Origin of the sequence: Blautia sp. NSJ-175 (assembly GCF_022867815.1) — a bacterium.
GTDB lineage: Bacteria > Bacillota > Clostridia > Lachnospirales > Lachnospiraceae > Blautia > Blautia celeris.
This window is the reverse complement of record NZ_JALIFQ010000001.1, coordinates 462,272-484,097: the sequence shown is the minus strand read 5'-3', so window position 1 is coordinate 484,097 and position 21,826 is coordinate 462,272. Positions and strand designations below refer to the sequence as shown.

At 48.1% G+C, this 21,826-nt stretch carries 16 protein-coding genes; 5 read left to right on the top strand and 11 right to left on the bottom strand.

What is annotated here, in order from left to right; translation table 11 throughout:
* Positions 1 to 69 precede the first annotated feature (69 nt).
* Together MUB35_RS02210 and MUB35_RS02205 are read left to right on the top strand one after the other, a co-directional pair.
* A complete protein-coding gene (locus tag MUB35_RS02210; RefSeq protein WP_103730960.1) occupies positions 70 to 1,848 on the top strand; it encodes a sensor histidine kinase in 1,779 nt (592 codons plus the stop codon).
* Complete coding sequence (locus tag MUB35_RS02205) at positions 1,842 to 3,365, top strand: response regulator transcription factor (RefSeq protein WP_227210948.1); 1,524 nt, start codon at positions 1,842 to 1,844, stop codon at positions 3,363 to 3,365. Before MUB35_RS02210 ends, MUB35_RS02205 begins: the two co-directional genes overlap by 7 nt.
* 320 nt (positions 3,366 to 3,685) lie before the next feature.
* On the opposite strand, the gene MUB35_RS02200 is transcribed toward MUB35_RS02205, so the two are convergent.
* Genes MUB35_RS02200 through kduI form a run of 4 tightly spaced genes read right to left on the bottom strand, consistent with a single transcriptional unit; the run spans position 3,686 to position 6,914 of the window.
* On the bottom strand, positions 3,686 to 4,471 hold the full coding sequence (locus tag MUB35_RS02200; RefSeq protein ID WP_033141501.1) for a DUF7402 domain-containing protein: 786 nt from the start codon (positions 4,469 to 4,471) through the stop codon (positions 3,686 to 3,688).
* Between the two features lie 23 nt (positions 4,472 to 4,494).
* Positions 4,495 to 5,133 (bottom strand): RpiB/LacA/LacB family sugar-phosphate isomerase, encoded by a 639-nt coding sequence (locus MUB35_RS02195; RefSeq protein ID WP_244805709.1) that lies wholly within the window; start codon positions 5,131 to 5,133, stop codon positions 4,495 to 4,497.
* A gap of 59 nt (positions 5,134 to 5,192) precedes the next feature.
* Positions 5,193 to 5,993, bottom strand: a complete 801-nt coding sequence (locus tag MUB35_RS02190; protein ID WP_244805708.1) for a gluconate 5-dehydrogenase — start codon at positions 5,991 to 5,993, stop codon at positions 5,193 to 5,195.
* 57 nt (positions 5,994 to 6,050) lie between these two features.
* Positions 6,051 to 6,914: a 5-dehydro-4-deoxy-D-glucuronate isomerase gene (kduI, locus tag MUB35_RS02185; RefSeq protein WP_244805707.1), complete on the bottom strand. Its 864-nt coding sequence runs from the start codon at positions 6,912 to 6,914 to the stop codon at positions 6,051 to 6,053.
* 195 nt (positions 6,915 to 7,109) lie between these two features.
* On the opposite strand from kduI, the gene MUB35_RS02180 reads away from it, so the two are divergent.
* The gene (locus MUB35_RS02180) at positions 7,110 to 7,973 is read left to right on the top strand and encodes an AraC family transcriptional regulator (protein WP_244805706.1); all 864 of its coding nucleotides are present in this window, start codon (positions 7,110 to 7,112) and stop codon (positions 7,971 to 7,973) included.
* 117 nt (positions 7,974 to 8,090) lie between these two features.
* Here the strand turns inward: MUB35_RS02180 and MUB35_RS02175 are convergent, their stop codons facing one another.
* Positions 8,091 to 8,318: an HPr family phosphocarrier protein gene (locus MUB35_RS02175; RefSeq protein ID WP_033141505.1), complete on the bottom strand. Its 228-nt coding sequence runs from the start codon at positions 8,316 to 8,318 to the stop codon at positions 8,091 to 8,093.
* Positions 8,319 to 8,465: 147 nt separating this feature from the next.
* A complete protein-coding gene (locus MUB35_RS02170) occupies positions 8,466 to 10,502 on the bottom strand; it encodes a glycoside hydrolase family 127 protein (RefSeq protein ID WP_244805705.1) in 2,037 nt (678 codons plus the stop codon).
* Positions 10,503 to 10,703: 201 nt separating this feature from the next.
* Between MUB35_RS02170 and MUB35_RS02165 the strand changes: the two genes are divergently transcribed.
* Positions 10,704 to 11,552 carry a helix-turn-helix domain-containing protein gene (locus MUB35_RS02165; protein WP_158587250.1) on the top strand — a complete coding sequence of 283 codons (849 nt, stop codon included), beginning with the start codon at positions 10,704 to 10,706 and terminating at the stop codon, positions 11,550 to 11,552.
* Between the two features lie 7 nt (positions 11,553 to 11,559).
* Here MUB35_RS02165 and MUB35_RS02160 read toward each other — a convergent pair whose 3' ends face one another.
* The gene (locus MUB35_RS02160) at positions 11,560 to 12,540 is read right to left on the bottom strand and encodes an N-acetylmuramoyl-L-alanine amidase family protein (RefSeq protein ID WP_103730963.1); all 981 of its coding nucleotides are present in this window, start codon (positions 12,538 to 12,540) and stop codon (positions 11,560 to 11,562) included.
* Positions 12,537 to 13,412, bottom strand: a complete 876-nt coding sequence (locus MUB35_RS02155; protein ID WP_103730964.1) for an AraC family transcriptional regulator — start codon at positions 13,410 to 13,412, stop codon at positions 12,537 to 12,539. The genes MUB35_RS02160 and MUB35_RS02155 overlap by 4 nt, the downstream gene beginning before the upstream one ends.
* A gap of 146 nt (positions 13,413 to 13,558) precedes the next feature.
* Between MUB35_RS02155 and MUB35_RS02150 the strand changes: the two genes are divergently transcribed.
* Entirely contained in the window at positions 13,559 to 14,869 is a 1,311-nt protein-coding gene (locus MUB35_RS02150; protein ID WP_244805704.1) for a glycoside hydrolase family 27 protein, read from the top strand.
* Positions 14,870 to 15,654: 785 nt separating this feature from the next.
* Here MUB35_RS02150 and MUB35_RS02145 read toward each other — a convergent pair.
* From MUB35_RS02145 to MUB35_RS02135, 3 genes are all read right to left on the bottom strand, one after another.
* The gene (locus MUB35_RS02145) at positions 15,655 to 17,304 is read right to left on the bottom strand and encodes a DUF2264 domain-containing protein (protein WP_033141510.1); all 1,650 of its coding nucleotides are present in this window, start codon (positions 17,302 to 17,304) and stop codon (positions 15,655 to 15,657) included.
* Positions 17,305 to 17,314: 10 nt separating this feature from the next.
* Positions 17,315 to 18,454, bottom strand: coding sequence for a glycoside hydrolase family 88 protein (locus MUB35_RS02140; protein WP_244805703.1), 1,140 nt, complete (start codon positions 18,452 to 18,454; stop codon positions 17,315 to 17,317).
* A 97-nt stretch (positions 18,455 to 18,551) separates the two neighbouring features.
* Complete coding sequence (locus MUB35_RS02135) at positions 18,552 to 21,782, bottom strand: family 43 glycosylhydrolase (RefSeq protein ID WP_244805702.1); 3,231 nt, start codon at positions 21,780 to 21,782, stop codon at positions 18,552 to 18,554.
* Positions 21,783 to 21,826: the final 44 nt, after the last annotated feature.

Here is a 21,826-nt window from a genome sequence, read left to right as displayed (position 1 = left end):
AATCAATTGCGCTTTTACTTTTATTTTAATATAATTTTTTTATCATTACATATAAGAAGGGCGTAAACCATGAAAAAAATGGGAAGATTACAAAGCATGTCCCTGAAACATAAAATTCTGGCTGTTATCCTGACAGGATTTCTGGTCCTGTTTCTGGCAGGTATTGTCAGTCTGGAGTTTGTATCCAATTCTTATGAAAAGAAACTGTATAATTCCATAGCGGCTTCCCTTACAGACTCCGCCCTGGAGATTTCTGACCAGTTAAAATACATAGATACGATCGTAGACTCCATACTGGCCAACCAGACCATACAGGAAAGCCTGGACCGGTCAGGCAAAAGCACACAGAATTCGGAAAAGCAACTCTGTTTCAACCAGGTGTATTCCACGCTGTGTGATTATTTCTTTATTTTCAACAGTGACGCCATCTCTTATATTTCCGTGATGCAGGGGGATGACGTTATCAGTACCTCCAACCGGAAATTTCAGACAGTGCCGGATTCTGTGCGCAGTAAACTGAAGCGGACAGCCTATGACAACCAGGGCGCAACGGTGACTGTCACGGACTACGGACCTGACCACGGTATTTTCTTAGTGAAAGAACTGCGTAAAATAGAAGGGCTCAGCCTGGATACTCTGGGTGTACTTATTATAAATATAGATATGAATGCGTTCATATCCGCAACCACGGAGGCCAGCACGGAATTTGAGGATATTTCTTATTATCTGTACGATGACAACAGCCTCATCTTCAACGACAGTGCGCTGTCCCGCAAAGAATCCGCAGAGCTGTATGAAAAACTGCGGGGAGATTATGATGTGGTCACCCTGAAACATGAAAAACTGTTTGCGGTAAGCGGTCTGATCCCCACCTATGGATGGAATTACATCTGTACTGTCTCCTACAATTCCATCTACCAGGCTATCACCCTTTCCAGCCAGTCCTTTTTCCTCATCATGGTATTGGCTGTGATACTGGTGGGAATTTTCAGCACCAAACTGGTCTTTGCCCTATTCAGGCATTTTGACCGGCTGATCGAGAATATGAAACAGTTCGGAGAAGGAAAATATGAGATTGCCGTGCCCCCGATAGAATACCGGCAGGACGAGATAGGGCTTCTCTACAAAAATTTCGACACCATGGTGGAAAAGATCAATACTCTGATCAATGAGAATTACATCAACGAACTGCTGAAAAAAGAGGCGCAGATCAAGGCAATGGAGAGCCAGATGGACCCCCACTTTCTGTACAATACCCTGGATTCCATCAACTGGCGGGCACGCATGATCAAATCAGAAGAGATTTCCCGGATCACCACAGCCCTCGGCAATCTGCTGCGCCTGTCCCTTGGCAACAATTCCAGGGATTTCACACTGCGCCGGGAACTGACCCTTGTGGACAATTATATTATCATACAGAAAATACGCTATCAGAAACGGCTGGATTTCTCTGTGGATATTCCTGAGAGCCTTCTGGACATTCCCATTCCCAAATTTACTCTGCAGCCGCTGCTTGAAAATGCCATACGCTACGGACTGGAAGAATCCTCCGAAACCTGTTATATTACCATCACTTCACGGACAGAGGACGGCACATTGATTCTGAAGATCATGAATACAGGCTCCTCCTTCGAGGAAAATTTCATGGAGAAGCTGCTGGACGGAGAGATACAGCCCCATGGATTCGGAATCGGAATCCTGAATATCCATAAGCGGATACAGATGACTTACGGCAGTGCCTACGGACTGCGTTTATATACGATAGAAGACGAAGAGACTTACGAGGAATGCGCGGCAGCGGAGATACGCATTCCCTGTACACAGAAAGAGGAGAGCAAGCCATGTTAAAATTACTGATCGTGGACGACGAGGAAATGATCTGCCAGGCCATCGCCAATATCATTGACTGGAAATCTTACAATATCCAGCTTGTCGGAACCTGTACCGATGGTGTGGAAGCCTATCACACCATTCTGGATGAATGCCCGGATATCGTGATAACAGATATCCGGATGCCCGGTATCTCGGGCCTGGAACTGATTGAGAGGATCAACCGCACGGATTTATGCACACAGTTTGTGATCCTCTCCGGATACGGAGAATTTGAATATGCGAAAAGAGCTATGAAATGCGGCGTCCAGCACTATCTGCTGAAGCCCTGCACGGAGACGCAGATCATTGACTGTATTCAGGAGGTCACAAAAGATTACTATAAGGTCGCATTTGCAGGGGACTTAAAACCGGAGCAGGACAGCCGGGCCTTTCATAACCTGCACAAAACCCTGATTCGGAATATGATACGGGAAGGAATCTCCGGCACGCAGGTGACGGATACCTTTTTCGATCTGTACGAGCATTACATCAACCTGACAGATGTGCCTTATCAGTTCTGCAGTGTCTATTATCTGGAAGAGAAAAATCTGGCAAGGTGTCTGGAACGTTTTGATGATTACTGCCGGAAAAATATGCCGGAGGTGGAGCGCTACGCTGTCTATATACAGAATGTACTCCTGGTCTTTTTCCCTAATTTTGAAACCTCTTATGTGCAGCTTGACAGCTTTTTCAAGTCTCTGGACTTTCCCGGCCAGACCGTATCCGTGGAATACAGCCGCATGAGATACACGGACTTGAAAACACTGCTCACCGTGCTGATCAAAAAGCTGAAACGGTATGACATTCTCTATTTTATAGACGGCACAGACGCGGTTCCCAATTTTAACTACGGACAGATCGTAGACCGGGTGAACAGGCTGGTGCCTGTGCTGGCGGATAAAAATGCCATGGGCAGGGAAGACACCGTGGCAGAGCTTAAGAAAATCCTCTCCGCCATCTCTAATAAGGACTTTCTGCTGCAGCTCTGCGACAATATTATTATTTCCCTGGGAACACAGCTTCCCTCCCACACGCTGCCGGAGATCACGGATTTCCTGTATCAGCTCCACAAGGAGGAGGACGCGGTCAGCATAGCGGACGCGGTGCTTAATCATATCAATAAGCTCTCCGAAGTGCAGTCCTTTAACACCAAACAGTACAGCCCCTTTATCTCGCGGCTGATTGACTATATCTATGAGCATTATTCCAATCCTGATCTGACGCTGAAATGGATCTCTGAGAATTATCTGTATATGAATGTAAATTATGTAAGCCGGTGCTTTACAAAGGAGACAGGGGAAAAGTTTTCCGGATTTCTTATGAAACTGCGGGTGCAGAAGGCAAAGGAAATTTTGTCCACACGGGATAATGAACAGATTCAAAATGTGGCGCAGCTTGTGGGGTGCGGGAATACGCCTTATTATTTCAGTAAGATTTTTAAGAAGTGTACAGGGCTTACGCCTTCGGCTTATGTGAAGAAGATGAGTAAATAATAATGATTCAGTTACGGAAAAAGGGGCTGTCGGGAAATCAATGTCAATAAGTTAAAGTAACATCTTCAAGAGCAGATTATACAATGTATGACCTGCTCTTTTTTTGTAATAATTCAAAAAAAGCTTGACAAATCACTCAAATTTTGCGGCGAAGCCACTTAAATATACGTTTATTTAAGGAGATATCTGTTTTATTTGTCGTGCAAAAAAATGGTCAAAAGCTTAAAAACTACTTTTGACCATTTAATCAGTGAGGCTTGAATCAATATCTGTAGGCTTAACTTATTGACATTGGTCGGGAAATAGACAGCCCCTTCCAACTACGCCTCCGTCCCATACACCTCCAGCTGAACAAGTGCCGGAAATGGGGATGGTTCCTCTGATTTTATCAATTCTCCTATCTGCAGCCATTCTATTTTCTTTTTCTCAAAAGTAAATTCCTGGGCTTCTCCTGTCTTTTTCAGCTCCAGTTCCATGGTGCTGCCGTCAGAAAAGGTGACTGTGGCCTTTTTCCACCAGTTATCGTGGGGATAGTCCGCTCTTGTGTAAAGAATGATGCGGTCAGCTTCCACCGTCCGTCCAAACTCCAATTTTATGGCTGCGTCTGCACGCTGGTTGATTCCCCAGGACTCATACGGCCATTCTCCGTGGCAGGCTGCTGCAGTGATTCCGTCAATGGCGTTCATGGCAGCGAAGACGGACTCGCCTCTGGTCTCCACATTGGCTGACGCGTGGGGGTAGCAGTTCGTCTCCCCGTGGCAGTCATTTATATTCAAAGCCAGGTTCCTGTATGCCTCATACTCAAAGGAATAGGCTTTGCGGATGTGGATCAGGTGTTTACTGCCGGAAAAGGTCTTGGGTGACATATTGACACGCTTTTCCCCAAAAGGTATCTTATACCACATATTTCCTGTCAGGTAAACCAGGGAGTGCCCTCTTGCATCATCCAGGGACAGCCAGTAAAAGGCCGGCAGTTCAGCCGCTTCCACAACGATCTGGTCCCCTTCTCTGTATTCGGCGGAGTAGGGAAGGTTTACTTCCCTCTCCCCACGGGCTACTGCCAGTGTGAAGCCGTTTTTATCCTGTACTTTTAAACTTATTGACATCTCATACCTCTGCTTTTTTATGTTCAGTCCAGTATCTTCTTTACTGCATCTGCAATCTTGTCACACTTGCAGTCTGCAAAGAAATATTCCCGGAATTTCTCACCACCCAGGGCTCCTCTTACAAGCTCCCGGTCCAGATTCTCCAGAATTTCGGGAAGGTCTCTGTATGTGACTTCTTTTACCTTGTCCAAAATCTGTTTGTTGCGTTTTTCCGGAACTGCCCGTTCTCTCGGGTATCCCTGACCGCTTTCCTCAACAAAAAGCTTCTCAAAAATATACTGGAGATTCAGGTCACCGCCCCATCCGAATCCCTTTGCAAACGGAATGGCAATGGCATTGCCGTCATTGATCTGGGCAAAGGTGTATGCGTCCAGAGCGTCCTCCACATGGCCGCAGATGACTCCCGGGAAGGAATTACAGGCCAGCATGGCTCCCTCTCCTGTGCCGCAGCCTGTGATGACATAATCAGCCGCGCCGGAATTTAACAGAACCGACGCAAGGATTCCCACCTGCACATAGGTGAGCTGGCAGTCATCCTCTGCGGTATACATACCGTAGTTACGGACTTCATGGCCCATTGGCTCCACTACTGTTTTCAGCGCACTGCAGATCATTCCGTTTTTAGCTGCCTGGCTGTTTTCATTTATTAATGCGATTTTCATGATTTTTTACTCCTCACTTGATGAATGGTTCGTAACGATTGAAATTTATCTGTTTTCTGTCACGGCTGTTTTCCAATGTATGCCAGAATGCCGCCGTCCACATAGAGAATATGGCCGTTTACAAAGTCGGACGCATCAGAAGCCAGGAAAATAGCAGGTCCCATCAGGTCCTCCGGGGTTCCCCAGCGTGCCTGCGGTGTCTTTGCAAGGATGAACTGGTCAAAGGGATGTCTGCTTCCGTCCGGCTGTGTCTCTCTTAAAGGTGCTGTCTGAGGTGTGGCAATATAACCGGGGCCGATGCCGTTGCACTGGATATTGTATTCGCCGTACTCGGATGCAATATTTTTGGTCAGCATTTTCAGGCCGCCTTTTGCTGCAGCGTAGGCGGAAACTGTCTCGCGGCCCAGCTCGCTCATCATGGAACAGATGTTGATGATCTTGCCGTGTCCCTTCCGGATCATACCGGGAATCACCGCCTTAGACATAATAAACGGGGCGTTTAAGTCAATGTCAATCACCTGGCGGAACTCCTCTGCTTTCATCTCTGTCATGGGAATCCTCTTGATGATACCGGCATTGTTCACAAGAATGTCAATGGTGCCCAGTTCTTTTTCAATGTCAGCCACCATATTTTCAACCTGTGCCTCATCTGTCACATCACAGATATAGCCTCTGGCCTCAATGCCTTTTGCCTTATAGTCCGCCAGCGCCTTATCCATGTGCTCCCGGCCCCTGCAGTTAAACGCGATTTTGGCGCCGGCTGCCGCATAAGCCTCTGCAATGGCAAATCCTATGCCGTAAGCTGCTCCTGTCACGAGGGCAACTTTTCCCTCTAAAGAAAATAATTTATTTGTTTCCATATGGAATCTCCTTTCTGTTTTCCGGTCTGCTTTCCTATCTGTATTTTCAGCCTGCTGTTACAGAATGTCCTCATTTCTGATACCGTCCATGTCATCAAAATCCTGGTTCTCGCCTACCATTCCCCAGATAAATGTATAATTCCTGGAGCCCGAACCTGCATGGATAGACCAGCTGGGGGAGATCACAGCCTCCTCATTTCTCATGACAATATGCCTTGTCTCCTGTGGTTCTCCCATATAGTGCATAACAAAGGCATCCTCCGGCATATCAAAATACAGATACACTTCCATCCTTCTGTCATGGGTGTGGCAGGGCATGGTGTTCCACACACTTCCCGGTTCCAGGCTTGTCATTCCCATTTCCAGCTGGCAGCTCTCCACCTGTCCCGGAAGAATATATTTGCAGATGGTCCTGTGGTTGGACTGCTCCAGACTTCCCAATTCCACCTTGTTCTCCTCTTTTATGATTACCACGTCTTCCTCCGGCGTTCCCTCACGCTTTATGAGCACTGTGGGATAAGAAGTGTGGGCAGGCGCACTGTTGATGTAGAACTTGGCGGGATTTTCCTTATCTGTACTGGAAAATGTGATATCTCTTTTTCCCATGCCAATGTACATGCCTTCCCGCGGTGCCACTTCAAAGGTTCTGCCGTCAACACAGATGCGGCCCGGACCTCCGATATTGATCACGCCCATCTCACGTCTCTGAAGGAAATATTCCGCTCTTAACTCCTGGCCTGCCACCAGCTTCAGTTCTTTTTCTGCCGGGGTGGCGGAACCTGTGATGATCCTGTCAATGTGGCTGTATACCAGTCTGATCTCATCGGGTACAAATACATTCTGTATTAAAAATTCTTCTCTGAGGCGCTGGGTTGTATAGTGTTTTACATCTCTTGGTGATGCTGCTGTTCTGAGTTCCATTGTGATTCCTGCCTTTCTTTTGCTTTCCCTGGAGCGTGCAGATCGTCGGAATGGATTTTCAGACACGCTCTGAATCTTTATACCCATCTTATCATGACAGATTTTCTGTTTCCTGTGTTTTTCTTTCAGAAATCTTGCAAATCTTACACTGATATCTTATACTGGAAGATATTAATGATCAAAGGAGGAACCGTCATGAAACTCTGCAGTTCCTGTAAGGAGGGCATCCGCTCCTGTATTGAAACGCAGACCTTCTCCGCTGCGCATCTGTACAGCTATGAAAAGCCCATGGATATCCACATCCACGACTGCTATGAAATCTATTATTCTGTCTCCGGCGGAAAACAGTTTCTGATTGATAACCGGTTTTATAATTTTAATCCCGGAGACATTTTTTTCATTAACCAATATGAGAGCCATTACCTGTCCCAGGTTGACAATGTGAAGCATGAACGGATCATTGTATCCATCTATCCCGATTACCTGAAACGATGCTGTACCGGAAAGACAGACCTGAATTACTGCTTTACCTGCAGAAATACCAACTTCGGACACAAGATATCCCTGTCCCCGGAAGAACAGAAACGTTTCCTGTATTTCATACATAAACTGTCGGAGAACGAAGGCTATGGACAGGATATCCTGGACCATGCCGTCTTTCTTCAGCTTATGTGCTTTTTAAACGGTATTTTTTTGCAAAACTGCGACCATGACCTGCCCAGGCATGAACCTGCCGGAAGCCATCATGAACAGATGGACGCCATCCTTTCTTACATTAACCAGCATATTGCGGAGGATCTGAGTATTGAGCGGCTGGCAAAACATTTTTATATCAGTACCTCTTATCTGTGCAGGATATTCAAAAGTGAGACGGGTACCACTATCAACAAATACATCACAGCCAAACGTATCACTCTTGCCAAATCATACCTATCTGAGGGGTATTCCGTCACAGATGCCTGCATCCGCTGCGGTTTCGGGGATTACAGCAATTTCCTGAAATCTTTTACAAAGGCAGTGGGTATTTCCCCGAAAAAATACGCTCAGTTTTCTGCGTAAAAAAGCCCTGCCTGCGCAGCAGCAAGGGTCAGCCCCTTGCCTACTTGACAAGGGGCCAATCAAACTGCTATGCAGACAGGGTTATTTTCTTTTGCGGGACAAGGGGAATCTCTCTATTTACGCAGCATACGTACGGATCAACTGCTCCAGATTTCCAATTCCTTCATCTGAATAGATTTTCAGTTCTACTTTCTTTCCTGCACCGATCGCCATCATTCCCATAATGGATTTGGCATCTACCATATAGCTGCCACAGCAGGCATCAATCTGGAAGGGCGCCTCAGATACTTTGTTGACAAACTTCACAATTTCGTCGATTTCTTTAAAACAGACCTGCACACACATAAAATCATTCTCCTTTTTTTAATCTTTATATAATCCGTGTTTTTTCTTCTTTCTTTGACTGAGTACATTATAATCGAATCATCCCTGAAAAAAAATGGATTATTTTTCGATTTTATGTGATATTTTTTTCTTTTTTACGCCTTTTTTCTATTTTTCCTGTCTGACCCAAACGGTCATTTCATTTTCTCCCCGGTTTGCCCAGACATAATATGGTATGAAACGCAGCTTAACCGGTTCCTTCACAGCCGTTTTCAGAGGATGGTACAGGCCCTTTCGTGAAGTCTGTACCTGCTGCCTGAACCCATCCATGACAACAGCGATCACCTGCTCCCCGGCAACTGTAAATTCCTCAGTCTCTGCCTCTTTGCCGCAGTCCAGCGTCAGCAGGTGCAGGTCCGTACCATTGTCAGCCTCCTCCAGACAGTATACCATGGGGCCTCGTGTCACAGCCACTTTGCCGATATCCTCCCTGACCCTCGGGTCTGCCTCCATGATCTTCACATCCATGGCAAACTTAAGGGATAAGCGCTCTTTCGGCTGCCAGCATCTTGTCACATACAGATATCCGTCTTTTCTGGTACACTCACTGTCCCTCACCCCTTTGATAGAGAATCCGGTATCTCCCTCCCCGCACCAGTCCGGTATGCGGAGGGCTATGGTAAATGGTACCGATCCCCCGCTCACCTCTATTTCCACCTGCCCGCTTTTGGGAAGCTTTGAGGATACTGTAATGGTGAGTTCTTTTCCGTTTACCTGTTTTTTAATGATACTTCCCATGTAGAGGTGCACGAACAGGGTATCCTCTGTCTCCGTGTAGGCGTAAGAGCTTATGGAACTCAGCATTCTTGCCAGGTTGGGAGGGCAGCATGCACAGCCGAACCATTTCTGACGCACCGGCTTTACATGGGCTTTTCTTTCATCCATGCGGCAGGCCTCCGGGTTTACTTCCAGCGGATTTACATAGAAGAAGCTTCTGCCGTCCAAAGCCATACCGCTGAGCACACAGTTGTACAGAGCGCGCTCCATCACATCCGCATATTGTGAAACAGGCTTGATTTCCAGCATTCTTCTCGCCAGAAATACAAGGCCAATGGCTGCGCAGGTCTCCGCGTATGCAGTGTCATTCGGCAGGTCATAGTTAAAGGAAAACGCCTCCCCTATGTGTGTGCCGCCTATGCCGCCCGTAATATACATCTTGCGTTCCACCATACTGTCCCATAATTTTTCACAGGCGTGATAAAGGCTTTCATCCTGTGTTATCCTTGCCATATCCGTCATCCCTGCGTAGAGATAAACCGCGCGCACCGCATGCCCCACAGCTTCGTCCTGCTCACGTACCGGGATGTGTGCCTGATTGTATGCATAGCGGAGGCCGTCCGGAGAATTTTTGACGCACTCCGGATGCTCTTTATCGAAATAGTATGGTCTGGCTCCTCTTTCATCTACAAAGAAACGTCCCAGGTTGAGATATTTTTCATTTCCTGTCGCCTCATACAGACGGACAAGGGCCATCTCCGCTATTTCATGCCCCGGATAGCCCTTGCATTTTCCTTTCTCCGGTCCGAAATGTGCTGCGGTATAGTCCGCATATCCCATGGCCGCTCTCAGCAGCTTATCTTTTCCTGTAGCCTGATAGTAAGCCACTGCCCCTTCTATTAAATGTCCCAGACAGTAAAGCTCATGGTGGTCTTTCAGATTTGTAAATATTTTATCCCTGCCGTTCAGGATATAGTAGGTGTCCAGGTAGCCGTCCTCCTGCTGGGCCGCGCAGACAATGTCAATGGCAGCGTCCGCTGTCTTTTCAAGCTCCGGGTCCGGGTTCTGGGTGAGGGAATATCCCACCGCCTCGATCCATTTATAAAAATCACTGTCCTGAAATACAAATCCGTAAAATTTATCTTCCAGATGCTCCGGGTCCTCGGGAAGCGCCTCAAAACCGCGGAAGGTGTAGGCCGGCTCCTGATACGCATCCCCCATCTCTTTTCTTTCCAGATTTTTCTTTCCGGCTGTTCTAAAATTTCTCATGCAGTAGCTGGGTGCCGCACCCTCCACCCGGTCATTCAGGGCATCCCACTGATAAGGAAGCATTTGGGTCCTCACCAGCTCCATCTCTTTTTTCCAAAAATCATCGGTTACCTGTACACTTCTAAGGGAAAGCGGTCTGCTGAAATCCTGTCTGTTCATGTGATTCATCCTCCATCTGTTTCTGTTTTTGAATCCCGGCATGGAAGCGCGGCCCCCAAATAAATTTTTGGCCACGCCCGGGAATGTACCGTATTGTTCTTGTCATGGTAAGTGTATCAAAACTACATTCCCATATCCATTGCCAATGAGGAACATAACATGTATAATATGGAAAACGTCATCAAAAAAGGAGGGAGTCCCATGCTGCTTTTAGAAAAAATGGCACATCGCCGGATTACCAGCGCCAACTATATCACATCTGTAAACGGTATGGTCCACCCTGACCGTATTCTTGCAGAACATGATTTTCTCTATATGCTGGATGGAGAATGGGAGATCATAGAAGACGGGCATATCTATGAAATGCACCGGGATGACCTGCTGATTCTCAGCGCAGGAAGGCATCACCGGGGTGAAAAACTCTGTAACCCCGGAAACAGGCACATGTATTTTCACGTACTTCCCACGGCTGCTGAAACAGGCGAAAAAAATGACATGGAAGAAATGGAATCATCCAAGTTTCTTCCATGCCATACCCTGCTGCACTGCCGGCACCATCCGCATATCCGCATGTATTTTGAGGAACTCATATCTGTCTTCTGGTCAGACAGCCCGGAAAAGCTCTGCCGCCTCTCCCTGCTTTTCAACCTGCTTTTGTGTGAAATCGCAGAACTGCATACAGTTTCCGGGGACAGGCAGCCCTCTGACCCGCTGGTAGAGGAAGTATGCAGGCAGATCCAGTCAAATCCTCAGACTTTTTACACTGCCGGGGAAATGGCGGAGGCGCATTTTATCTGTGCCCGCACCTTGAACAACCGCTTCCGGAAAGCCTGCCAAAAAACGTTCTACGCTTACCAGATGGAGACCAGACTGGAAATGGCTGGGCATTTCCTGACGCACCAGCCGGAGGCTACTCTCCATGAGGCTGCCGTCAACTTTGGATTTTATGATGAATTCCATCTGAGCAGGGCCTTTAAAAAGCATTTTAAAGTATCTCCCTCGCAGTTTCGGAAATCTCATGCCGTGGGCCGTACCAGCCCTTTGCCGTAAACTGCTGTTATGGGCTGAAATAGGCATCGATACCGTCCGCAATCCCCTGTACCATATTTTTCTGCATATCAGGGTCCTGCATTTTCTCGTCATCGCTCTGGTTGGTCATGAAACCCATCTCCAGAATGGTGACCGGTACTGTGCTCCAGTTGATCCCTGTCATATTGTCATAGAGTCTTACGCCGTTGTTCCTGATTCCCGTTGCCTGGCAGTAAGCATTGATGATATTTTCACCCAGCCTGCTGCTCTCCTTATGAAGCTGCCCCACATATGGGTTCTCCGCAGATGGAATCATGGTCATGGCACCGTTTGCGCTGTTGTCCTCGCTGCCGTCCGCATGAATCCTGACCAGAATCTGGGCTCCGTTTTCCGTGGCAATCTGCGCGCGCTCCACATTGCTTACGGCTGTGTCGTTGTCCTCCCTTGTCATGATCACCTCATATCCCCGGCTCTGAAGCTCTGTCTGAAGCTGTTTGGAGACTGCCAGGGTCAGCTCATATTCGGGAACTCCGGTGTAGACGCCCTGGGTGCCTGACGCGAATTTATCCTTCATCTCTTCAGAACCCGGGCCAAGGGGTTCTGTACCGCCTGTATCTGCTCCGGGGCCCTGGTGCCCGGGGTCGATGGCTACTTTTCTTCCGTTACTCCTCGGTTCTGCGGCGGATAACGCTGCTGTATCATCGGCATCCCGGGCATTTTTTCCGGCTTCAGCCGACAGGCTGTCTTCTTTTGTTTCCCCGTTTTGGCCCGCTTCTGCGGTATCTCCTTCAGCCGCCTCCAACGCGCGCTTTTCGGTTTCCTTTTTCAGTTCCTCCAACTCCTTTTCCATAGATTCGGAGGATTTCTGTATTTTGCTTATCTGTTTGTCCATGCGCTTCATCTCCTGCTGAAGTGACCTGCTTTTCTGCGCACCGGTTACGGCAAGGACCGCCAGCACGGCGGCCAGCACAAAAATCAAACTGCCGAAGATCATTCCCATTTTCTTCATTCTCCCATTCCTTTCCTGCTGTATTTACTGCCATTGCTCTCCCTGTAACTGCCGGGGCTTATGCCGACATGTTTTCTGAATATTTTGGCGAAGTAATTCCCATTGGAAAACCCGTTTGTTCTGGCAATGCTGTCAATGCCGTGCTCCGTTCCCAGCAGGTCATTCATAGCTGACTGCAGGCGAAGCCCTGTAAGATAAGCCAAAGGTGTTGTCCCCATCTCTTCCCTGAATGCCCTTGAGAGATGTGCCGGGGAGATATCCAGCCTGGCTGCCAGCTCCTCTATTCCGCCAAGCCTCCTGTACTCCTCCTCCATAATCTCCGCTGCCTTCTGTACAGAGGAGCTTTTCTTCTGCGTAACCGGATGCTCCGTTTCCCTTAAAAGGGCGCAGAGAAAACGGTACAGAAACTCACCGCCTTCGTATTTTTGCAGACGCTCCCCGCTTGTCAGGCGCTTCTGCAAATGCAGGGCCATGCGGACAGGGGGACTGTTCTCATCCAGGGACATGATATCCGGACATATGTGTTTTATTTTTCTTATAAAAGGCAGGGCCGTGTTTCCCTGAAAATGCAGATACAGAAACTCCCACGGCTCTTCCCTGTCATGTTCCAGAAAGTATCTGCTTTTTTCCGGGAACTGTATGAGAAATCCCCGGCCGCGTCCTACGGTGTGCCTGAACCCGTTTTTCTCATACACACCCTCCCCCAAAAGCGTGTACTGGAAAAGAAAGCCTTCGTACCCCGGCCTGCTGTCATTTATAAAATCATATGCCTCCCCGCACCGACGCTCCACACCGCCGTCCAGAAGGACAAGCGGCTGTTCTTCCATGTCATCCTGATTCAGGACACCGAAGATACCCCTGTTGTACTCCATCAAAAATTTACCTCTTCATATCAAATTTCTATTCTTTTGTTTTTTGCACACTCTTATTATAATTACTGATATAGGATAAGTCAAAGGAAACAATAGAAGTCAAATTTCTACCTGTTTTCGCGTATCACCAACATCAGGAGGTTCTTATGAATAAAAACAGTTTCGCCAAGGTTCCGCCTATGGGCTGGAACAGTTATGACTATTATGACACAACGGTAAATGAGGAACAGGTAAAGGCCAATGCCGATTATATGGCTGCTCATCTGAAGGATTTCGGCTGGGAGTATATTGTGGTTGATATCCAGTGGTATGCCCACAAAGCCGGTTCGATGAGGGAACAGTTCCAGTATATCCCGTTCTCGGAGCTGGAGATAGACGAGTATTCACGCCTGCTGCCTGACCCGGAGCGTTTCCCCTCTTCTGCAGACGGAAAGGGATTCGGCCCTCTGGCTGAATATATGCACAGCCTGGGACTGAAATTCGGCATTCATATCATGCGGGGAATCCCCCGTATGGCAGCCCAGAACCATATGAAAATAAAGGGGAGTGACGTGACCGCCGATATGGCTGCCAATCCCTCCTCCATCTGTCCCTGGAACCCCGACATGTACGGACTGTATAACTCTCCCGCAGGACAGGCTTACTATGATTCTCTGCTGGAACTGTATGCCTCCTGGGGGGTGGACTTTATCAAATGCGATGATATCTGCAACACCTGCAACCAAAGCCCCCATCGGGAAAACCAGTATAATGCTGCCCATGAAGTGGAGATGCTGGCAAATGCCATCAAACACTGCGGCCGCCCCATTGTATTCTCCCTCTCCCCGGGCCCCGCTCTCATAGACAGGGCATGGCATTATGAGAAATATGCCAATATGTGGCGCATAACAGATGATTTCTGGGATGAATGGAAATACTTAAAGGATATGTTCCGCCGCTGCGAACTGTGGCAGACACAGGTTTCCGAGGGATGTTATCCTGACTGCGACATGCTCCCCCTTGGTCGGATCGGAAAAGGATTCGGAAAGGAACGGATGACAAACTTCACCAGAGAAGAGCAGCGTACCATGATGACACTCTGGTGCCTCTTCGGTTCGCCCCTCATGTTGGGCGCAGAGCTGACCAAAATGGATGACTGGACACTGTCCCTGCTCACCAACCGCAGAGTTCTGGCACTTCTGCCGCCCTCCTGCCGACCCAGACAAATTTGTCTGGATGAAGAGAAGGCTGTCTGGATTGCCTGTGATGAAAAGGAAGGGACTTTATATATTGCTCTGTTTAATTTAGGCAACAGGGAGGCTTCTGTCTGTGCCAGCCTGGATGAAATCGGAAAGGAATTTCATGGGGACGTGGATCTCACCGATTTGTGGGATGGAACTACCCGCAGGAGTGTAAATCAGGAAATAAACGCTGTGCTGCCTGAACACGGGTGTGCGGTGTATCAAGTTTCTATGTAAGACTAAAGCTTAACAGGACAGCAGTCAAACGTGAAAATTAAATTTTATGTTTGGCTGCCGCCCTGTTTTTCATATGCCTTGATTTCTACTTTGTTTGACTGCACTTCTTTCCGTCTTTGAAATTATTTGTTTCATTAAGATTCTGACTTGAATTTTGGGGGTACTCAAACGTACTTTCGGCTGATGAGATTTTATTTTTTCTGGTTGGTAGAGCCTTATCTGTGTTTTCATTGTTTCCGGCATAGATTTTTTCCTGTTTACCTATAATTTCCTCCTAGTGATTGCTCTTTATCTGCTTTTCTAAGTTTCCGGCATGGATTTTTTCCTGACTTACCTATAATTTCTTCCTGGTGATTGCTCTTTATCTGTTTTTGCTTAGTTTCAAGTCTGCATTTCTTCCTGATTTACCTATAATTTCTTTCAAGTTATGGGATTTTATCTGTTTTTGCTTAGTTTCAAGCCTGGACTTCTTCCTGATTTACCTATAATTTCTTCCCAATAATTGCGCTTTATCTGTTTTTCTAAGTTTCTGGCATGGATTTCTTCTTCATTTACCTACAATTTCTTTTCCTTTTTTAGTCGTTAAATATATTCCCAGAAATTTATGCTCTGATTGTCCTTTCAGTTTACATAAGATCCCAAACAATTTCTCAAACCCACTCCCCAATATAAAGCAGCCGGGCCCGGCCATCCATTTCTCTCCTTCTGTTCACACGGAAAATCTGATGGTCAGGCCCGGCATCTGAAATGTCAGTACCACCCGGCTGTGCTTTATGGAATAAAACTTAATACAACACTTCTGTCTCTATCTTATTTATCCCTTTCTTAATCTCATATCTCACAACCGGGATCACTGTCTTACTGTGGATCAGATTCGTATTCGGGTCCGGCTTTACCAGCATAGGTTCTCCGCCACCCAGCAGGCAGCGCACCTCACATCCCTCCTCTTCTCCCAGAGGCAGCGCAAAGCCGGCATCATAAGCTATGCACTCATATTCACTCTCAATCACATGTATCCTTTTATGTCCCTCACGGGCAGGAAGGATTTCAGACTGTACACGAATTCCCGGGAGTGGGGACCAGACGGAAACCACATGTTCTTTTGTCACCTCATAATTCTTGGCCTGCCCCCGAATAAATATGTGCCCCAGCACTTCAAAAGACAGCACACTGTCCGGTGCAGCCTCCTGGAAATTTACCGGGGAGCGCATGACACTGAATCCGTATTTGGTGGAGTAAGCAAACTTTGCATACTTTTCCTCCGTATGTCCATGCACATGCCCAAATGTCCGTCCCCCGGGAAGTGCCACAACATTGCCGTCCGCCCTTCTCTGTATGATCATATCCGCCTTCTCCAGATATTTTTCTTCTTCCAGCTTCGGAAGCGGCGCTGCCTCACAAGCCCAGAAGGGGTCATCCTCAGGGAGGGCAAGACACGCAAAAATCTTCATGGCCCAATAGGGCGACTGCGGGGAGTTATAGCTCTCTGTCATCTGCAGATTAGGATAACAGTACCCGATAGTCATAAGACCTGTATGGTCAAAAATAGGCTGTTTCATCCAGTATTCCAGATGACGGACAATGATTCCCTTCATCACCGGCAGCGGCAGCGGCTCAATGTGTGCCATGATACAGGCGGAATAAAAAGCCGCCTGCGCAAAACGGTAGGTCAGAGAACGTCCATAGGGTAGGGCGCTGCCATCCTCTGCAAACCAGTAGACAAAGTCCTTTCCAAACGCCTCTGCCCGTTCCAGGTAACGCCTGCACCGCTCCGGTTCTTCCTCCTTCATGACCATTGCATACACGATCCCGTAAAACTCCATGGCAAAAGGAACATAATAATCCGCCTGCCCGTTCTCACCGTCCAGATACCATCCTCCGCCGATATAACAGGATTCAATAAACTCCAGGCTATCCTCCATCCCTTTCTTATCATACGGCATTCCGACTTTCTTAAGCGCCGTATTCACCAGAATATGAAAGAAACGCCAGTTACAGTCACAGCATTTATTGCGGTTGATCTCCCAGAGCCATACACTTACCTGTTTTTTCTCTTTTTCTGTCAACGGCTCCCATATTTTCTCACGGGCAAATAAAATGGCAAAGGCAATGGCGGCCATCTCAACCAGCTTCTGGTCATAATCCCCGCATTTTTCCCAGTATTCCGAAGACGCAGGGTCTGTGCCGGATACAAGACCTTCTCTGTATATTTTTTCAAATGCGTCATCACTTCCGCCCCCTGCCCAGAAAGCAGCCAGTCCCCAGAGCGGGCGGGAAAATCCCTCCATCCAGGCACTTTCATCCGGGTAATGGGCACTGGTGCATCCAATGTTCAGGCGTGCCTTTCCTGTACTGTAATACGGTTTCAGCGGTTTTAAAATAGTAAGCATCAGATCTGCAAAATCCTGTCTTGTGTTCAGCTTTCTCTCTACCATTACTCTCCTCCTACCAAATCCAGAAGTCTTTTTCCATCAGCCGCAGCACCGCCTCAAGAAAGAAATAATCACCGTAAATAATAGGCACCTGACGGTTTTCTCCCTCGTCATGATACGCCACTTTTCCCATGCCCAGTACTCCGTCCTCCTCAGGATTCCAGTTACAGAAATGCTGCTCCATTGCCTTAAGAATCCGAAGAGCACTCTTCTCATACAGGGCTTTTTCATTCTCCGGCACGTGTTTTGCTATCTCAAGAAGGCCACAGGCCGCACAGGCACCTGCTGTGGAATCGTAATACAGCGGTTCTTCCGGCGCTCTGAAATCACACAGCGGAAGATACTCCGTAAGGGAGACATTGGCAATAAAATAGTGGGCTGTCTGCTTTGCCGCATCCAGATATTTCTGTTCCTTTGTGTGGGCATAGCTGATGGCAAAACCATAGACTGCCCAAGACTGGCCTCTGGACCAGGAAGACCCCTCCGCGCAGCCCTGCCCTGCCGGTGCCTCCAAAAGCTCTCCTGTCAGCGGATCCAATATGGCTATGTGATTACAGGAGCCGTCCGGACGCAGTATTTTCTCCATGGCCGTGTCCGCATGTCTTCTGGCAACAGCTTCAAACCGAGGGTCCCCTGACTCCTCAGAAGCCCAGTAGAGAAGGGACAGATTCATCAGGCAGTCTATGATCATCCACCCGGTTTTATCATCATTCCAGGCCCGGATAAAATTGCCCAGCACATTGAACCTTCCTGCCAGCAGATTAGCTGCATGCTGACCTCTGATATAGGATGCATGATTCCCTGTGAGCCTGTAATCTGCCACTGCTGTGTGCATCCACATAAATCCCACATCGTGATAAAGTCCCTCATATTCTGCCAGGGACCGGTCCAGCCGTCTCTCCGCATTTTCAGCCTTTTGGCGGTAGATTTCTTTCCCCGTGGCGTGATACATCTGCCACAGGATACCGCCCCAGAAGCCGTTGGTCCACCAGGCAATATCCCTTTCTCCCCAGTCCTCCTCATAGTGTCCGTTCTGTGGAATGTAGGGAATTTTATCTCCCAGTCTTTCACATTCCTTTTCTATCTTTATATCAAATTTTGCAAAGGTCTCCTCCAGCCATTTACAGTCTGATTCTGATAAAAATTTCTGCATTCTTCTGTTTCCTCCATGTCTCTTTACAGCCCGCTGTCTGCAATATAATTCTGTCAAAGCAGTATGTCTGAATATCTCCCGGTCTTATAAATCAGCTCTACGGCCGTACCTGTACCGGCTTCATTCTGCCGTCCGTTCCGAATTCCACCCGGTCAATACATGTCTCGCGGTGATACCCTTTGCCCTCAGGATAATCACTGACTGGAGTGGCAAAACGGTGATACGCCATATAATAAATATCCTCCTGCGGCTCCCTGAAAATGCAGTGATGACCTGTTCCCAGCACACCGGCTCCCGGCCTTTTCTCCAGTACCGGATACAGGTATTTCACAGGCCCGTAAAGGCTGTCGGAAATACCGTAATTTACATGGTAATCCTCACTTCCCGTATCGTCACACGACCAGGTAAAATGATAGATGCCTCCTCTTTTCAGAACTGTCACAGCCTCCCTGAAATCCTCTGCCCCTTCCAGATTCTTCATGGTTTCCGGACAGATATGAAGCAGGTCTTCACTTAATTTTACAACAGCCGGACTGCCGTTTCCGAACAGCATGTACACCTGTCCATCCTCCTCATAAATGGATGGGTCTATCACCTGGCTCATCTTTACACCTGCTGCCTGTACCATTTCGGGAGTCAGCAGAGGTTTTGGCTGTGCCCGGTATCCGGATGCGGGAGAACTGCTTATCGCAGCACCGATACAGGATACTCCATCCGGCCTTTTCGCGCAGAAATAAAAGTAAAACAGACCGTCCCTTTCAAAGACAGCCGGGGCCCATGCTGAGCCTGCCGACCATGGAACCTGCTCCGAGGCAGCATCCAGAATGACGCCCTCATCTTTCCATTCCCTCATATCCCGGGATGAGAAGGCATGGAACTGTGTTCCCGACCAGTTGGCAAAACCATCTGTTGTGGGGTAGAGATAGTAGGTATCTTGATATTTCAGCATATCCGGGTCTGCATAAAGTCCGGGAAGTACAGGGTTTTGTCTGCGGTGAAGTCTCAAAATACACAGAGACTCCGGTTTTATGTCAACTTCAAATACGGGACTGTCAAACGCAGCTTCCGCCGCATCAGGTCTCACCAGATCCGGGTGTTCAAAGGTATTTCTGTCATCCCTATGATATCCTTCTATCCTGTATATACGCCCTGTAAAGCGGCTGTTTTCCTCACCCTCCAGACAGATCTGCACCTTCTCTTTTCGGGGCAGGACATTTACCATTTTTACAATAATATCGCCTGATTCCCTCTCCCGGCTGCTGGTGATATAGACCGGCTCTGCAGCAATGGGACACACCTCTGTCTCCTGCTCTGCCGCGCCGTCTACATAGGTCTCCACCCTTCTGCCCCGTACACGGATCTCCAGGTCATAATTCCTTCCGGCTTCCACGCTTCTCGTGCGCTGGACCAGACAGGAATTCCTGCCGTTTATATCCTCCCCGATTATAGAATCCTCATTGGCCCATCCGCCAAGTCTCCAGAACACACGGTTTTTCTCATCCTGTTGTCCGAAACTGATGGTAAAGCCTTTTTTGCCGCTCAACTCCCTGGCACGGAGACGGATGGTATAATTCCGGCTGTCAACAGATGTAATTTTTTCCCTGGAACGTTCAGGACTCAGCACGGTTCCCCGGCAGGTATGCTGTTTTTCTGTGTCCTCCTCTGTGATCACAATATTCTCAAATGCCACCCGTGATTCATTGGCCTCCAGGACAATATCGCCCGGAAGGCTGTCAGGATATCGACTCATCATTACAGAAGGGCCTTTCTCATATATTTCCTGCGCAAGAACCACATCCCCGTGATGGTTCATGAAGAGTTTCTGCACATGATAACTGGGCGATGGCACTGCCGTGCAGTTGTCCAGCCATATCATATCCGGTCTCCAGTTTTCATAATGTAAATGGCAGAAAAGCGGCGCATAACATGCCATTTTTACCGCATGGGCGGCGTTCTGCATCCCCACCATATAAGAGGCTTCGGCCAATGCATGAAACCAGGTATTATCCTGAGAAGCATATTCCCCTAAAAATACTTTGGGGCCGTTTTCCGGAAATGCATCATAGCGGTGGTGATTCGTAATAAACCACTCCGGTGCCTGGTAATAATGTTCATCCACCAGGTCTGCCCCCACCTCCCTTGCGGACTGCCATCCTCTGTCATATTCCTTTCCCGCCGCGAACGGGCCGCTGGTTCCGATGATCTTTATCTCAGGATATTTCTCCCTGAGTGCCCTGTGAAAAAGAGGATACCGCTCAAAAAACGGTTCTCCCACCTCCTCATTCCCAATGCCGATATATTCCATATGAAACGGTTCCGGATGACCCATAGCCGCACGTCTGCTGCCCCAGTATGACTCCGCATCTCCGTTGGCAAATTCAATGAGATCCAGTGCATCCTGAATATATTCTTTCAGCTCATCTCCCACAGCCGCCTCATGGGTGTGGGGATTATAACCTCCCGGAAGCACCGGAACAGGCTTTGCGCCCAAATCCTCACACAGCAGAAAATACTCATAATATCCCAGACCCATGGTCTGATTATATCCCCAGTTATTTCTGCAGGAAGGACGGTTTTCCACAGGACCGATGGTGTTTTTCCACCGGTACAGACTATCTCTGTCCCCTGCATGAAGGGAACCGCCATGGACCAGACAGCCTCCCGGAAAACGCAGAAATTTTGGATGCATTTCTTCCAAAAGCTGCACCAGATCTCTGCGCAGACCGTTCTTTCTGTTCTTATATGTATGTGCCGGAAACAGGGATACAAAATCAAGCTCCACACACCCGCTGCCCTTTGCCGTCACAGCAAGTCTCCCCTGTCTGTCATCAAAAGGAGCCCGGAACGTGAGCTGGTATTTTTCCCACTTATCCGTAATATCAATGGCCTGGGAAGTATATATGTCCCCTGTCCGGGAACGCAGAGATATCACTAACCGATCACAGTCTCCCCGCTCCTTTCTGGCATAACAGGAGAAGTTATAACATGCTCCCTTTTCATAGAAAATCCCCGGATGGAATCCGTGATTACACACACCTGTGTCCTCTCCCTCTTCGAGTATTTCCATCACCAGATAGTGCGGATTTTCGGGGAAAAGACCATGTTCCTTCTCCACGCGAAGCTCTGTCTTTCCTCCCTTTTCTATCTTCTCCCAGGCAGTCAGTCCGTGATAGTCCGGGTTGTCCACAGAGCAAAATTCAAATGCCCGGTTTTGGATCAGTTCCGCGTATAATCCTCCGTCTGCCGCATGGTTTAAATCCTCAAAAAAGATGCCGAACAGGTCCTGCATATCCGCCTTTTCTGCCCTTGTATTAATCTTTACCTGCATATTGTATTCTTCCTTTCCTGTAACCTTCAGCCAGGCAAATAGTT